This is a genomic window from Oxynema aestuarii AP17, from assembly GCF_012295525.1.
In the GTDB taxonomy this organism is placed as follows: Bacteria; Cyanobacteriota; Cyanobacteriia; order Cyanobacteriales; family Laspinemataceae; genus Oxynema; species Oxynema aestuarii.
The window spans coordinates 3,651,079-3,666,439 of sequence record NZ_CP051167.1; the positions used below are offsets into that span (position 1 = coordinate 3,651,079).

At 50.0% G+C, this 15,361-nt stretch carries 11 protein-coding genes; 2 read left to right on the forward strand and 9 right to left on the reverse strand.

The genetic code is table 11. The features are described from left to right. Nucleotides 1-25: 25 nt before the first annotated feature. The 3 genes from HCG48_RS14825 to HCG48_RS14835 all read right to left on the reverse strand — a co-directional run bounded on the left by HCG48_RS14825 (nucleotide 26) and on the right by HCG48_RS14835 (nucleotide 4,690). A complete protein-coding gene (locus HCG48_RS14825; RefSeq protein ID WP_246260128.1) occupies nucleotides 26-1,690 on the reverse strand; it encodes a sensor histidine kinase in 1,665 nt (554 codons plus the stop codon). 342 nt (nucleotides 1,691-2,032) lie between these two features. After that, entirely contained in the window at nucleotides 2,033-3,949 is a 1,917-nt protein-coding gene (locus HCG48_RS14830; RefSeq protein ID WP_168569850.1) for a sensor histidine kinase, read from the reverse strand. Between the two features lie 486 nt (nucleotides 3,950-4,435). Further along, entirely contained in the window at nucleotides 4,436-4,690 is a 255-nt protein-coding gene (locus tag HCG48_RS14835; protein ID WP_168569851.1) for a substrate-binding domain-containing protein, read from the reverse strand. 39 nt (nucleotides 4,691-4,729) lie between these two features. Here HCG48_RS14835 and HCG48_RS14840 point away from each other — a divergent pair, with 39 nt between their 5' ends. Then, nucleotides 4,730-5,749 (forward strand): IS4 family transposase, encoded by a 1,020-nt coding sequence (locus HCG48_RS14840; RefSeq protein WP_168571696.1) that lies wholly within the window; start codon nucleotides 4,730-4,732, stop codon nucleotides 5,747-5,749. Between the two features lie 45 nt (nucleotides 5,750-5,794). Here the strand turns inward: HCG48_RS14840 and HCG48_RS14845 are convergent, their stop codons facing one another. The 6 genes from HCG48_RS14845 to HCG48_RS14870 all read right to left on the reverse strand — a co-directional run bounded on the left by HCG48_RS14845 (nucleotide 5,795) and on the right by HCG48_RS14870 (nucleotide 13,523). Then, nucleotides 5,795-6,514, reverse strand: a complete 720-nt coding sequence (locus tag HCG48_RS14845) for a PhnD/SsuA/transferrin family substrate-binding protein (protein ID WP_168569852.1) — start codon at nucleotides 6,512-6,514, stop codon at nucleotides 5,795-5,797. A 163-nt stretch (nucleotides 6,515-6,677) separates the two neighbouring features. Further along, nucleotides 6,678-7,586, reverse strand: a complete 909-nt coding sequence (locus HCG48_RS14850; protein WP_168569853.1) for a PhnD/SsuA/transferrin family substrate-binding protein — start codon at nucleotides 7,584-7,586, stop codon at nucleotides 6,678-6,680. A gap of 187 nt (nucleotides 7,587-7,773) precedes the next feature. Continuing rightward, nucleotides 7,774-8,670 (reverse strand): phosphate/phosphite/phosphonate ABC transporter substrate-binding protein, encoded by an 897-nt coding sequence (locus HCG48_RS14855; RefSeq protein WP_168569854.1) that lies wholly within the window; start codon nucleotides 8,668-8,670, stop codon nucleotides 7,774-7,776. Between the two features lie 134 nt (nucleotides 8,671-8,804). Then, a complete protein-coding gene (locus HCG48_RS14860) occupies nucleotides 8,805-11,564 on the reverse strand; it encodes a hybrid sensor histidine kinase/response regulator (protein WP_168569855.1) in 2,760 nt (919 codons plus the stop codon). Between the two features lie 29 nt (nucleotides 11,565-11,593). Beyond that, entirely contained in the window at nucleotides 11,594-12,193 is a 600-nt protein-coding gene (locus HCG48_RS14865; RefSeq protein WP_168569856.1) for a chemotaxis protein CheW, read from the reverse strand. A gap of 91 nt (nucleotides 12,194-12,284) precedes the next feature. Next, nucleotides 12,285-13,523 carry a response regulator gene (locus HCG48_RS14870; RefSeq protein ID WP_168569857.1) on the reverse strand — a complete coding sequence of 413 codons (1,239 nt, stop codon included), beginning with the start codon at nucleotides 13,521-13,523 and terminating at the stop codon, nucleotides 12,285-12,287. 415 nt (nucleotides 13,524-13,938) lie between these two features. On the opposite strand from HCG48_RS14870, the gene gor reads away from it, so the two are divergent. Beyond that, nucleotides 13,939-15,291: a glutathione-disulfide reductase gene (gor, locus tag HCG48_RS14875; RefSeq protein WP_168569858.1), complete on the forward strand. Its 1,353-nt coding sequence runs from the start codon at nucleotides 13,939-13,941 to the stop codon at nucleotides 15,289-15,291. The last annotated feature ends 70 nt before the right edge of the window (nucleotides 15,292-15,361 follow it).

Genomic DNA, 15,361 nt, shown 5'->3' on the forward strand with positions numbered 1-15,361 from the left:
AGTCTGTCCGCCAGACTTGCAACCATTACCCCCGCTCCGGAAGCGGTAAGGAGAGGCAAAACTTGCTTCCCCGACCGAGTTGGGAACTGAACTCCAGGGTTCCACCATGTTGCTGGGCAATTTGGTAGCAAATCGCCAGTCCCAAACCCGTTCCTTTCCCGGGGGCTTTGGTCGTAAAAAACGGATCGAAAATTTTGGCTTGAATTTCGGGGTCGATTCCCGGTCCGTTGTCGGTAATTTTAACTTGAATGCGGTTATCCTCGACCAATCGGGTTTGAATCACGATCGTCGGCATTTTGCGGCTACTCTCGTCAGTGCCGATCCCTTCCAAAGCGTCGATCGCGTTATCGAGTAGGTGCATGAATACCTGATTTAACTGGGCCGGAGCGCATTCGATCGCGGGTAAATCGCCATATTTTTTGACGATCTTAATCTTGTCTTTCAAGCGGCGATCGAGCAGAAATAAGGTGCTGTCGATCCCGTCGTGGAGGTTGACTCGTTTGACTTCGGCTTCGTCGAGGCGGCAGAAGTTTCTCAGGGCCATCACCAGTTGGCGGATGCGTTCGGAACCGCTTCTCATCGAACAGAGCAGACCCGGGAGGTCGGTCATTAAAAAGTCGAGGTCGATTTCTTCAATCCGGCGGGCGATCGTCGGGTTCGGTTCGGGATACTCTTGTTGGTAAAGCAACACCAAGCCGAGCAAATCTTGGATGTAGTGGCTGCTGTGTTCGATATTGCCACTGATAAAACTCACCGGATTGTTGATTTCGTGGGCGAGTCCGGCGACCATCTGCCCCAAACTCGACATTTTCTCGCTTTGGATTAACTGAGCTTGGGTGGTTTGGATCGCTTGGATTTGTTGTTGGACTGTAGAAATCAGTTGGTTGAGGGAGGTGGCGAGTAAGCCGATTTCGTCTTCGCCGATTTCGGGGGCGCGCAGTTTGTAGTTAGCTTGTTGGGAGGCGCGACGGGCGACGTGGACGATCCACTCGATCGGATGGGCGATCGCCCGACTGGTATACACCGCCAAGCCGACGGCGATCGCGGCGGAAACCAGCATACTCCATCCGGTAATTTGCTGGCGCAAGCTTTCGGCTTTTGTAAAGGTCTCGTTGGCGAGCCGTTCTTGGGTTTTGGCGGCTTCGATCTGTCGGTCGATCGCCTGGTAGAGTTGCTCGATGGGAGGGATACGGGTTGCGAGATCGCCGTTCCCCGGGTTGGGGTCGTAAGCGGCCCTCAATTGCGCGATTTGGGCCGGGGTCACCGCGCCCGAGATCGGCGGGAGGGCGGCGGCGAGGTCGTGCAGTTGGGCGAGGAGATCTTCGACCCGTTCGAGGTCATCGCCGTCGGACGCACTCAAACCCTCTTGCTGCGCACGCACGGCGAGGACCGTATGTTGCAAGTCTAACAGCAGTCGTTGTTCTTCGTGAGAACGGAGCGATTGCTCTCGGGCCTGGCGGGTGTAGCGATCGCCGATCTCCAATCCGGCGCCCGTTCCTACCATCGCAATCGCGATCGTCACCGCGTATCCGTAACAGATTTTTTGTTTGATACTCAAACGCCGGACTTTTCGGGTCCACGTCCCGATCGCCCGCAAGACAGAACCGCTCAGAATCGAGGCGGAGAAACGATTCGCCAGGGTGGGCCGCTTGGCAGTTTCGAGAGATTGGTAGGAATGTTCGAGCTGCATAGACACGAAAGAGTGCTGGGGTTGGATGGAGGACGAGGGAAAAAGGCTAACAATAAGTACCTGTAAAGGCGCCGAACTAGCGAGCCGATCGGGTGAGCTGGGAGCGACCCAACGAGATCGCGATCGAAACCAGAAACTCCCCATCGGACATTGTTAATTTTTTATAAAAAAAACTGGTTTCAACCAGTTTACATGATACCCAAACCCCATCGAGAGTTCGCGATCGATTTTCAGTAAATTTTCGGATAAATCTTCACTTTAGGGAGAAAAATAAGTAGGGGGTCGCCCCCTTGTTAGAGTCCGGGCGATCGCCCCCCTTCCCTCGCCATTTTAAACCCTATTTTAAGCCGCCGTTTCCAGAGAAACGGTCTTTTGACTTTTAATCGGAATGACAATCGCAAACTCGGTTCCTTCCCCCGGTTCCGAAAACAGTTCGATGCGCCCTTGATGTTTGTCAATAATTTGATAAGAAATCGCCAACCCCAAACCCGTCCCTTTCCCTACAGGTTTAGTCGTAAAAAACGGATCGAACAGTTGATTTTGTAAGCTTTTCGGAATTCCCGGCCCGTTATCGATAATGCGGATGCAAACCGCTTGGCGATCGAGCATTTCCGTTCGCAGGGTAATTGTCGGCGACTCAATCCCCGGCTCGCTTTCTTGAAGGGCATCGATCGCATTTGCCAACACATTCATAAACACTTGATTCAGTTGAGCCGGATAACATTCGATCGGGGGAAGATCCCCGTAACATTTGACGATCTCGATGCCTTTACGGATACGATTGTTCAAAATTAATAACGTACTTTCTAATCCCTCGTGAATATCCACGGGTTTGAAATAACTTTCATCCAACCGCGAGAAGTTCCTCAGAGAAACAACAATTTCCCGAATTCGTTCCGTCCCCATTTTCATCGACGTTAAAATCTTCGGCAAATCTTCGGTTAAAAAATCCAGATCGATCTCTTCAACTTCGGCGGCGATCGCTGCCGTCGGTTCGGGGTATTCTTGCTGATAAATTCCCAATAATTCTAACAAATCTTGGGTGTAAGATTTGGCATGTTCGAGATTACCATAAATAAAATTCACCGGATTGTTAATTTCGTGCGCCAGTCCCGCCACCATTTGTCCGAGACTGGACATTTTTTCACTTTGAATCAGTTGCGCTTGAGTGTGTTTGAGTTCGTGCAGCGCCTCGGAAAGTTCTCGCGTCCGTTCTTCCACACGCTGTTCTAAAGTCGCGCGGGCTCCGTTGAGTTCCCGGGTATAATCCCCCATCCAACGCACCATCTGATTCAGGGAACGCGCCAATACACCCACTTCATCGTCCGTTAAAACTGGGGCGACTAACTTAAAATTTGCCCTTTCGGTGACCTGTTGCGCCACTTCACTCACCCAGCGAATTGGACGGGCGATCGCCCGGCTCGTCTGCCATGCTAAAATGATGGCGATCGCCGCCGATAATAACATACTACTGACAATTAATTGAAGGCGTAATGTTTCGGCTGCATTGAGTTTTTGCGTCGCTTGCATTTCTTGAGTCTTCGCCCGGGCGATCGAACGGGTTAGAGTTTCCGCCAATCGTTCAAATTCAACCGTTAACTGAATCGCTTCCGGTTGACTCGTCGCATCGAGCAGTTTTTGTTGAGCTTTGGGAATATCTTCTTCTTGTAAAGCAGGCGGATCGATTTGTTGCCAAATCTCTTGAATTTGTCCCGAGTACGTCTGGGTTTTCTGCTCGTAAGCGGCTAATAACGTCTTAAATTCCCGACTTTCAACATCGAGAATTTTACTGTCCGTTCCTTGAACTTCTTTGAGGTCTTTGATAACTTCTTCGATCCGATTGACATCGGCAAAAAATTTAGAACTTTCGTACTCAAACCAAATCGAATTGCCAAAAACCGTGACTAATCTTTGGGGATGCGATCGCATTCTCAAGACCGCATTATCTAACTCGCTCAATAAATATTGTTGTCGGTAGGCGATTTTGAGCTGTTGCGATGCGTCTCTTTGTTGGTAATCGCCAAAAGTCAAGCCTACCGTCGTCCCTACCACTCCAATCCCGATCGCTAAAGCATATCCGTAACGGATTTTTTGCGAAATTTTCAACCGATCTAAAAAACCGCGAAAACCGCCGCCCGTTCTCTTCGCGAAACAAGGGACACATTCGCTATTTTGCGGCGCGATCGCTTCGGGTTGCGGCGATCGGTAGCGATCGGGTTGCCGAGGCGCTGAAAGTTTGCTAGATTTCTGGGAAAGCATAATCCAAAATGTCCTAAGTTGCTTCGTTCATCACTTGTCATCCTTTAAATTAATTTGTTATCAATATTGATTATAAACTCGATCCGATCTTTTCTCGCTCTCGAATGTCTTGTCTTTAAGGTTAATTTGCTTTAGGGGTTCTATTTTTAATCTTCCTCGATCGCCAGGTTAAACAGAGATTAACTCGTTATTAAAATTGATTTAATCTCCGTCAGCCGCTTCTTTAAACTACAATAAAAGGCGAGACTCGTTTCTGGGAATGACCCTCCGGAATCGCTTTCTAATCTCGATCTTCAGGGATTGGCCGTTGAAAAGACATCCGCCATTATACGGAAATTTTAGGTTGCTATTAGGATAGGGCGATCGCGAGGATCGAGAAATCTGAGAACCATCCCAAAAATCGCCCTATTTTGCTGCGAAAGACCGATTTCTAGAGAGAGGCGATCGCTCGAAATGGAGGCGATCTCGCTTACAACATCGACTCGATTATTTCAGAAAATCACCTTGTCCGATCGCCCGATAAACTTCGCGGATGGGGTCGTAATCGGCATCGTTTGCCGATACTAATTTAGAATTTTTATATTTAGCATTGGCTTGCGGTGTGGAGAGTGCTTCAATAAGTTGTTCTTGCGACTCAAGTAGTCGCGATCGGATATAGTCGATTGTCGCGGGTGGCGTATAACTATTGACCCAGAAGTGTTGAATGTTAAGAGAAATTTGACAAAAAAAGTCCCTAATCAAGTAAAATAGGGGCAATATTTCGATAAATACTTAACAATGATTGTATCAAACTTTCCTGAAATTCTCCAAAAACATCTAAGTCATCTGCCCCAAGACGATTATCCAGTACTAGACACTTTCAAGTTTGTCTCAATTTGGCTAAATTTCATTTTAGACCAGAGTCAAACAACGATGAGAAGTTTGTTTAAAAGACTAAATATTCGCGGAGAATCCGTAGATATATCAACCTTCTCAAAAGCCAGTAAAACTCGTAGTCCAGAAGTTTTTCATCGATTGTGGGATGAATTGAAAAAAGAAGTAGCCAAAAAATCCCAAAATTCAGATAAAGAGTTGATGATATTTCCTTTAGATTCAACCATTATCACTTTGACGAGTAAACTCTTATGGCATCAAGGATATCACCAATTGAAACTGTTTAGTGGCATTAACTTAGTGACAGGAAACCCAGGAGGAATATCAATTCATTTGGGTCAAGGACACGATAGCAAATATGGAAATGAAACGATAGAAGCCACGCCGGAAAACGGAGTCGCCGTAATGGATAGAGGTTTTTGCAGCTTAGAAAGAATTGCCCAACTTCAAGCTCAAAAAAATCGCTACTTCGTCTTGAGAATCCGAAAAAACATTAAATTAGAAATGTTAGAGAATGGGGAATATTTAATGGGGACAGGAACAGCACAAGTACAAGGAAGAGTAGTAATGTTTTGCGACCGGGAAGAAAAAACTGAATTTCGCTTAGTGACGAATTTGCCAGAGACAGGAGAAGGAGGAATAAGTAACGAAGAAATTGGTGAATTTTATCGACTACGCTGGCAAATTGAATTGCTGTGGAAGTTCTTGAAAATGCACTTAAAGTTGGATAAATTTATCACGAAAAATGTGAATGGAATGGAAATCCAGATTTATTGCTGTTTAATCGGATATCTAATTTTAAAATTAGTAAAAATTAACCAAGAATGGGGTTCATCATTATTAGATAAGTTGCGATATTTACAGGCTTTTATGTGTGAAAAGATTAGTTATGTCCACTGGTTTAGAGAGCTAGTTTTCCATCACTGAAATCAGCTTTTCATAGGATTCTTGTATCTATTTTATGCTAATTCATTAGTACCGTTCAACACTTCTGCTATTGACCATAAAAACATCACTCGGTAACAAATCTCCCCGTTTCAACATGGGAAAATCAACCTCGGTCAGATTTTCGCTTTTTAAAAACTGTTCGTAATCGACGGTCGGCCCTCCCCATGCATCGACGGTTCCCTGTTTGAGTGCGTCGAGAGACCCTTCTCGCCCTAACATCACGACTTCATAATCGGTTTTCGGATCTAATCCTGCATCTATTAAAAACTTGGTCGGTCCGAGGTGTCCGCTTGTAGAACCGAGTTTGAGCATGGCAATTTTTTTACCTTTCAAATCCGCAAGAGATTTTATCCCAGAAGTACCGGAAACGGCGATCGCAGATCGGTAGTTCGGACGGGTGATGGCAATAACAGGAATGGCGTTCGTCCGACTTTGAGTGAGAATATATTCCGCCGGTCCGGTTAAAACGAGATCGACTTTATTGTTTTGAAGGGCGATCGCCGAAGCGGTATAACTGTCAACGGGAAAAAATTCGATCGGGATGTTTAAGGCAATTTCTAATTGCCGACGAAATTGTTCGTAATCTCGTTGGAGATTTTCAATTCCTTGAACGTCAGTCACGGCAAATCTGAGCTTTTCGGGCAATTTTAAGGCGCTAGTGTTTGCTTCTGGCGATCGGCTATTGACTGCGGTACAGCCTGCCAGAAATAAGAGAAGATAGCCAATAAAAGAGCGTCTTTTCATAAAATCAAATTCTCCTAAACTTTTAGATAAATATTAGAGAGTTTTGGCGATCGCCCTAGAAGCAGAAATCTATCCAGTTAGGATCGATTCCATCTCGCGAACAATTACAATTTTTCAATTTTCAAATTATCGATCGCCGAACGACGATCGCGCAATTAAAGAATTACGGGAGGCTATCCGTATAACCCAAATTATGGTATAAATTTACGATCGCTTCGTATTGAGAAGCATCGAAATTAACAAAACGAGAATTACGATATTTCTGATTGCCTTCGGTAGCGGCGATCGCCGTCAATAACTTATTTTGTGCGTCAAACATTCGAGTTTTAATGTCTCGTGCCAATTCTTCTCCCAATTGTTGGTTGACTAAAAAAATGTCGTCGGGAAGGAGTTCGCCGCGTGCGATAATCGGAAAGTCGGTTTCGGAAAATCCCTCGGAATTAAAAAAGGTTTCGTAGTCGGTTAACGATCCGCCCCAGGCATCGACTTCGCCGTTTTTTAGGGCTTCTAAACTACCTTCTCGTCCCAGCATGACGATTTTACAATCCGATTTTGGATTTAATCCGGCATCGAGTAATAATTTAGTGGTTCCTAAATGTCCGCTTGTCGATCCAACTTTGACCATGGCGATCGTTTTTCCTTTTAAATCGGATAGGGATTCAATTCCACTGACCGCCGCTACGGCGATCGCCGAATAATAGTTCGGTCGGGTAATCGAAAGAATTGGCAATTCTCGCGATCGCGTGGAAATCAGGAAATATTCCGACGGTCCGGCGAGGACGAGATCGACTTTATTTAATTGAAGGGCGATCGCCGCATCGGTATAATGTTGGACGGGAACGAAATCGATTTTCTTTTCTAAAACTTCCTCCAAAACTTGCCGGAATTGTTCGTAATCCCGTTTTAACTGTTCTTCTCCTTGAACGTCGGTGACGGCAAATCTCAATCGATCGAGTTCGTGCAAAGTTGCCGGATTCGACGGCGGAGGGGAACGACGTTTGAATAACGTACAGCCCGTTAGCCAAAGAAAAAACAGGCCGATATACGCGATCGCATGACGTCGTTTCATCATTGGAAATTCAAAAAGAAAATCTATTTTAAGTCTGACAGATCGTCCGAGAAAGACGCGATAACAAGCGATTAAACTTTTATTATTATTCGGTTAAATCTCTAAGTTCCCCAAGGTTAAATAAATTAACAATTGTTTTTTGTTAATTTATTTTTTAATTTGTTGTATTTCTTTGATTTTTATTATCAATTTATCGAATAAAATCCCCTTGTCCGATCGCCTGATAGACTTCACGAATGACATCGTAATCGCTATCTTGAGTGGGCACGAGTTGGGAACCGCGATATTTACTCGTACTTTCACCGAGGGCGAGGGCTTGAACGAGAGTATCTTGATGGCTTGACATCAAATCGCGCAGTTGGGCGACCAATTCCGGGGAAAAACGGCTGCTGAGGATGAATAAATCACTCGGAAGCGGCGGACCTTTGGCAATTTGTCGGAACTGGGGCGCCGTGGCGCTGTCGGCGGCGAAAAAGGTTTCGTAATCGACCGCCGAACCGCCCCAGGCATCGACTTCGCCGTTTTTCAGTGCGGCGACGCTGCCCTCGTCGCCTAACATGAGCAGGGTGACATCGGTTTTGGGGTCGAGTCCCGCATCGATGAGCATTTTGGTCGGCCCGAGGTGACCGCTTGTGGAACCGATGTCGGACAAGGCGAGGATTTTACCTTTCAAATCGCTTAAAGACCGGATGGGGCTGTCGTCGGGAACGGCGATCGTGGAGTAGTAGTTGGGACGGGTAATGGCGATCGCCCCAATCGCATTGGTACGGCTACGAATGGCGACATATTCCGACGGTCCGGCTAAGACGAGATCGACGCGATTGGACTGGAGGGCTAACACCGCATCGGACATGTTTTCGACGGGAATAAAAGTGATGGGAACGCCTAAAACGGTTGCCAAACTTTGGCGAAAGTTATCGTAATTTTCGGTTAATTTTTCCAAGCCGCGCACGTCGGTCACGGCAAAACGCAATTGTTCGGGATCGGGTAATTTTTGGCGGTCGAGGCGATCGCCGTTCGCGGTCTGGACTCCGGTACACCCTACTAAAAATAACAGGAAGTATCCGAGAAAGTGGCGGCGCTTCATAAGGGGAACTACTCCAGAAAAAACAGGCTGGGATCGCGATCTAAGGCGGCAAAATTGACCCGAGGCAATGCTCAGATCGGTTGGGCTCAATTCTGCACGGCGATCGTTAATTGTGGTTTATCTTTGCTCGAAGATTATGATTTTTTTATCCCGGCTAAAACATTGTCGATCGCCTCTAATAACGGTTGCGGTTGAAAGGGTTTTGTTAAATAAGCATTCGCCCCCAATTCCATTGCTTTGTGAAAATGTTCGCGACCGTCGCGCGAGGTGAGCATGACTACGGGTAAGCCATCCCAACGGCGATCGTCGCGAATCGCTTTGAGCAGTTGCAAGCCGTTGAGTTGGGGCATTTCAATATCGGACAGCACCAGATCGAAGGGGTCGCGCGAACGCTGAAGTTGCTCCAAGGCTTCTTTGCCATTCGCACAAGTGACCGCGCGATAGCCGACGCGAGTAAACAAAGTTTCTAGGGCGCGGCGCACGGCGATCGAATCGTCGGCGACCAGAATCGTCGGCGTCCTGGCGGCGGATACCGGGGGAGTGGCATCGGCGTTGGGGGTGCTTTCGCGATCGTCAGATCCAGGGGCGTCTGCGAACCGTTCGCTCGGCGCCTGCAAAGGAGAACGGAGGATCGCCGTCTTTAAGTGAGATGGAGAGAGAATCGCCACCACTTCCCCGGTACCGAGAACGGTGCAGCCCGCGACGTAAGGCGGCACGGGAATCAACGGATCTAACGGCTCGATCGCCACCTTGCGCGTGCCGAGCAGTTCGTCAACGCCGATCGCCACCGTGTCGCCTTCTACCTGCAACCACAAGCCGACGGTGGGCGGCGTGGGTGCTGCCACGGCACAACGCCCGCGATAGGGGAGTAATTGGGTTAAGGGAAACGCTTTGGCCGTCGGCTCGCCGCTCTCGTCTTCCCAACGGGCGATCGTGCCGACTACCTTATCGGCGGGAAAGGCGACAATTTGGGAACCGCAGCGACACAAACAGACGGGAATTACACTTAACGTGAGTGGAACGCTGAGAGTAAACTTTGTTCCCCTACCGATCGCCGTTTCTACTTGTAACGTACCGCCAATATGTTCGACCTGATGGCGGACGATATCCAAGCCGACCCCCCGACCGGATAAATCGGTGACTTGGGCGGCGGTGGAAAAGCCGGGACTGAAGAGAAATTGTAAAATTTCCCCCTGACTGAGTTCGGCGAGGGCGCCCGTGGCCCGATCGCGGGGAATCAAGCCCATGGCCAGGGCGCGATCGTACACCTTTTGCGGGTCGATCCCGCGTCCGTCGTCGGCGACGGCGATCGCCATTTGCGACCCTTCCACCTTCGCCGAGAGGGTAATAGTAGCGACGGGGGCTTTGCCGAGGCGTTGGCGTTCTTCCGGCAACTCGATCCCGTGGTCGAAGGCATTGCGAAAGAGGTGGTTGAGGGGAGCTTGTAACTGTTCTAGAATGACGCGATCGACCGCCGTATCGCCGCCTTCGACCACCAACTTAATCGCTTTGCGATATTGCTTTTTCAGTTGTTCCAAGGGGGTGATAAAGCGTTCGGCGATCGCCGCAAACGGCATCAAGCGCGACTCGGTTAAATCGTGGTGGAGGCGATCGAGGGAACCGCGCAAATCGGCGAGAGTGCGATCCAGTTCCCGGGCGATCGCCTCCACGTCGGCGCGACTTTCGTGGATCTGGACGGTCAATTCTTGCAACTCTTTGGTTAATTCCCGCACCGGGCCCGGTGGAATGGCGCCGAGATCTTCCGTGCGCCGTTGCAAATTCTCCCCGGTCAGATCTAACTGTTGTTGGTAAAGGGCCAGACGTTCGTAAGTCATCAGCAGTTCGCCCACCGTGTGACTCATGCGGTCCAAGCGGGCGACGGGAACGCGCAAATTCAAGCTCGCCACCGGGCGATCTCGTCCGGGGTTGAACACCAGATATTTCAAAAACGGTTCGGGAATCCCCGCGAGGTCTTTCGAGTCCGACGGGCGCGTTGGCCGATTTTCCCCCTTTTGAGGGGCGGCGGGGGTCTCAGGGGCTAAAATTTGGTCTCTCCAGGCGCGAACCCGGGCGATCGCCGCTTTGGCGAGGGCGATCGGTTCTTTTTTACCGCGCAACTGCTCGATGTCGGCGGCGAGATCGGTTAACGCCGTCAATCCCAAGGTTTGCCCGAGTAAGGTACATTCTTCTAAAAATAAATTGAGTGGCTTGTCGAGGGCGGCGCCGTCCTTAGAGACCGGGGGATTTTCCTGACTCCGTCGGTCTCGCTGAGCGAAGGTCGATCCGGCGGGAACGAGATGACCTTGTAACCGTTGCAAACAGTCTTCGAGATCGACGGTTAACGCGGTTTTCGCAAACGCCGTCAGGGGTTTGGCGTCGGAACTCGCGGGGCGATCGACGTCCGGCGTCGGCGGAAGCGACGGCGGTAAATCTCGCAAAAAGCGATCGAGACTGGCGAGTAAGTTACCGATGCGGCGTTCGCGAAGCGACTCGTGCGGAGTATCCCCTTGCTCCGTCTCGGTTCCGCGCAATGCATCCAGAAGTAGATCGTCGAGCAAGTCGCACCCGAGTCCCATCAGTTCGAGGGCGGCGTTTCCCGGGACCGTGCGCCGTTCGTGCAGGGCAATGAGTAAATCTTCTAATTTATGCGCCAAACGGCTCAGGGCCGTCAGTCCGGCGATCGCCGCCCCCCCTTTGAGGGAATGGGCCGCCCGGATCAGTTCCGGATACATGGGATCGGCCAAATCGGCGCGGGTCACCTGAGTTTGAAACTGGGCGATTCCGCTTTGCAAGACGCGCAAGTATTCCGGCGCTTCTTCGTAAACAAAGCAGTTGCGCGCTTCTTGGGCGATCGCGCTCAAACTATCTCGATCGAGAACCCGATTGGTCGCCATAGGAGGACTTTGAGATGAGAGGGAATGGTTCAGACTGGTTGTCTTTTTTGTAACGCATCGAGGAGGGCGCCGACATCGAGCAAGGCGAGGGGCGATCGCGAAGCGTCCGATCCGCCGTCCCCCGCTTCGACCCACGCGATCCCGGAAAACAAAGTCTTGAGAACGCCGATCTGAGTGGGGTCTAACACTTGAGAGAACTCTGGGGAAGTCAACGGGCGGATCTCGTCGGGATCGAGACGATGGGTGGCGCCGATTCCGGCGACGACGCAGGCGAGATCGCGACGGTTGAAGCGGTCTAAATCGTTATCGCTGGCGTCTGAGGCGGGGCGGCGATTCTCCTGAGCAGACCCTAGGCGTTCGCCGATAATTGCCACCGGGAAGCTCTCGCCAATCGGACAACTCGCCGGAGAAACCCCGAGGCGATCGCTCAAAAATTGCGCTAAATCGAGAACCCACAATAACTTTCCCGACTGCTTGACCACGCCGAACAGTGACGGAAGCACCCCCGGAATCGGACAAATTTGTTGGCGGTTCAATGTAGTCATCTCTACCAGGCAGTCTTGGGGAATTCCCAAGCGAACCTGGGTAGACAGTCGGATTTCGACGTACTCCGTTGAGGGAACTCCCATGAAATTCGAGTCGCGATCGCCAGCGTCAAACCTGCGGTTTCAATTGTACGCGAGACTTCGCGAGGGGATGCCACATTTCCTGTTTTTAACCCTATCCGGCGTTCGCGAAGCGACGGTCCCGCCGGATTGCCACTTCCGTACCCACGGGAGCAGTCCCGGAACCTTCGGAGGTTCCCAGTCGTTCTTTTTCGATCGTTTCGATTAATTTTTGCGGTTCGCACGGTTTGGTCAGGTAGTTGTTCGCCCCCACCATGCGCGATCGCATCCGATCGATCGCCCCGTCGCGTCCCGTTAACATCACGATCGGAATCGACTCGAACAGTTGCGACTGTCTCAACATCCGACAGAGTTCGTAACCGTCGATCGCGGGCATATTAATATCGAGCAGAATTAAATCCGGCTTGTGTCTGGCTAACACCGAGAGCGCTTTCGCAGGTTCGGTTAATTTCAAATACCGATAGCCCGCCGCTTCTAAAATTAACTTGACGTGACGTTGAGTGGTTTTGCTGTCGTCAATGCACGCCACGAGCGGTCCGGGTTGTTTTTCCACCTCCCGATACGCGGCGATCTCTACGATCCCGGCCCGAATCACCGGAACCAGTAAGTTCGCCAGCGCCAAGGTATCGGTTTTCAGGTGGCGGGCGAGATCGTACAAACAATAATGTTTGCGAATTCCTTTAGCTAATTCTCGGATAAAGTCGAGATTCTGCACGCTTTTCCACAGGGTTTTGGCAAATTTTTCTAAATCTTCAATGACAAAGCGCTGAAACGGCGAGGGAATGTCTTGCGCGATTTTTCCCCAGCAACCGAGATAACCGCGCATCGGTAAAATAACCGATTTGAAGGGAACGGAGAGCAAGATCGGGTCTAAACCGACCAATTTTTCAAATTCGACGATCGCCTTGGGCAAACTCAAGACGTGCATTAAGGCTTCTTGGGTGAGGAAAAATAAAAGTTTTCGCGTTTCTTGTAAGGAAAAATATCCCGTTTTCCAATAATGGCAAATTAATTGATAATCCGATTCCAAGCCTTTCGGAATGACCCCTTCTAAATGGGGGTCGTACCAGGTTAAATGATAGGCTAATCTTTCCCTAGCGCCGTTGACGCTGGTGGCAAAATGCAGGTTTCCCTGACCGACGTAAACCCGCCACGCCACGGAGCGATCGTTGGGGTTGCGAATGGTCAGTCTTCCGGAAAGTTTCTTGCTGGCAATATGTTGCAAGGCTTTGGCCGGGGAACCGATCATTTTTTGAACTGCCGCACGGGCGATCGATCCGTTCGGCGCTTCGGTTGGGGTGGAGGATTTTTGAATTTTAGTGATTTCTTCCATTTTTTTTCTATCTCGATAAAATAATTGTTATTCGGCAATGCCTGCCTTGGGAAAGTTCTAAACCGAAGGATAAATATGGGAGGGTCGGGGATTTAAGCTCTCGGGGTGGCCGTCAGACAATGGAATTTGTCGATCTCATTTAATGACATTTTTCACCGAGAGGTACTGTTACTTTAAATACACGTTAACAATGAATTTAGGTTAAAACATCAGTAAAAATGAGAAACCTTTTATCCGTGTTTGTACGCGCTCTTTCTATCCGTAAAAACACGTAAACTCTCCGAGTTTCACCCGTCGTTGGCAAATTCAAGGGCGTTAGAGGATCGGCGTCCGGGGGCGTCCCAAGCCATCGAGACCGTGGGGCCGTGGTCTACCCTGATAGAGAGCAGTCTCTCTCAAGGAAATAAACCGAATCATGAGTTACGATTACGATTTGTTAGTCATTGGCGCCGGATCGGGAGGCTTGGCGGCGTCGAAACGGGCCGCCTCTTACGGGGCGAAGGTGGCGATCGTCGAAAACGACCTCGTGGGCGGAACTTGCGTGATTCGCGGTTGCGTTCCTAAAAAGCTGATGGTCTACGCTTCGACGTTCTCCCACCTCTACGACGACGCCGTCGGTTACGGGTGGAGTGAAGTTAAGCCGAGTTTCGACTGGAAAAAACTAGTGGAAGTGGTCGATAACGAGGTGATGCGCCTCAATCAGGTGCATATCAAGTTGCTGGAAAAAGCGGGGGTCGAACTGATTAAAGGGTTGGGGCGATTTGTGGATCCCCATACGGTGGACGTGGGCGATCGCCAAATTACTGCGGATAAGATTTTAATTGCCGTGGGTGGCGCCCCGGTCAAACCGGAGAATATTCCCGGTATCGAGCATACGATTACTTCCCGGGAGATGTTTCACTTACCGGAGTTTCCCAAACGGTTCGCGGTCCTCGGAGGTGGCTATATCGGCGTCGAGTTTGCCGGAATTATGAACGGATTGGGGGCTGAGGTCACCGAAATTATCCGCCGTGAGAAGATTTTGCGCGGTTTTGACGAGGATATCCGCACGGACATTCAGGCGGGAATGACCGAACACGGGGTTAATTTTTTAACGAATACGGAAATTGAGAAGATCGAGAAAACCGATGAGGGGTTGAAATTGACCCTAACCGGGGATAACGAATCGTTAGTGGTCGATACGATCTTGTGCGCGACGGGTCGCAAGCCGAAACCGCAGTTAGATCCTTTAAATTTAGACAATGCGGGGGTGGAGGTTCGCGACGAGGCGATCGCGGTGACGGAAGATAGCGCCACCAGTCAGCCCCACATTTACGCCGTCGGCGACTGTACCGATCGCCTCAATTTAACTCCGGTGGCGATCGCGGAAGGTCGGGCGTTTGCAGATACGGTTTTCGGCCATATCCCGCGCTATATCAGCCATAAAGGCGTGCCGTCTGCCGTTTTCGCCCAACCGGAAGGGGCGACGGTGGGAATGACGGAAAAAGAGGCGATCGCCGATTTCGGCGAAGATCGGGTCAAAGTCTATCGGGGCCGTTTCCGTCCCATGTTCCACAGTTTGACTGGGGCGAATGAGAAAGTGATGGTCAAGTTAGTGGTCGAGAAAACAACCGATCGCGTCCTCGGCGTGCATATGGTGGGTAAAGATGCTGCGGAAATTATTCAAGGGATGGCGATCGCCGTCAATATGGGCGCGACCAAGAAAGATTTCGACGCGACCATCGGAATTCACCCGAGTACGTCGGAAGAGTTCGTAACGTTGCGTTAATGCGCTAGTCGATCGTGGCACTCGGGTTTGAATTCCCACTCAAACCCGAGCGATCTACCCCATTTACGAA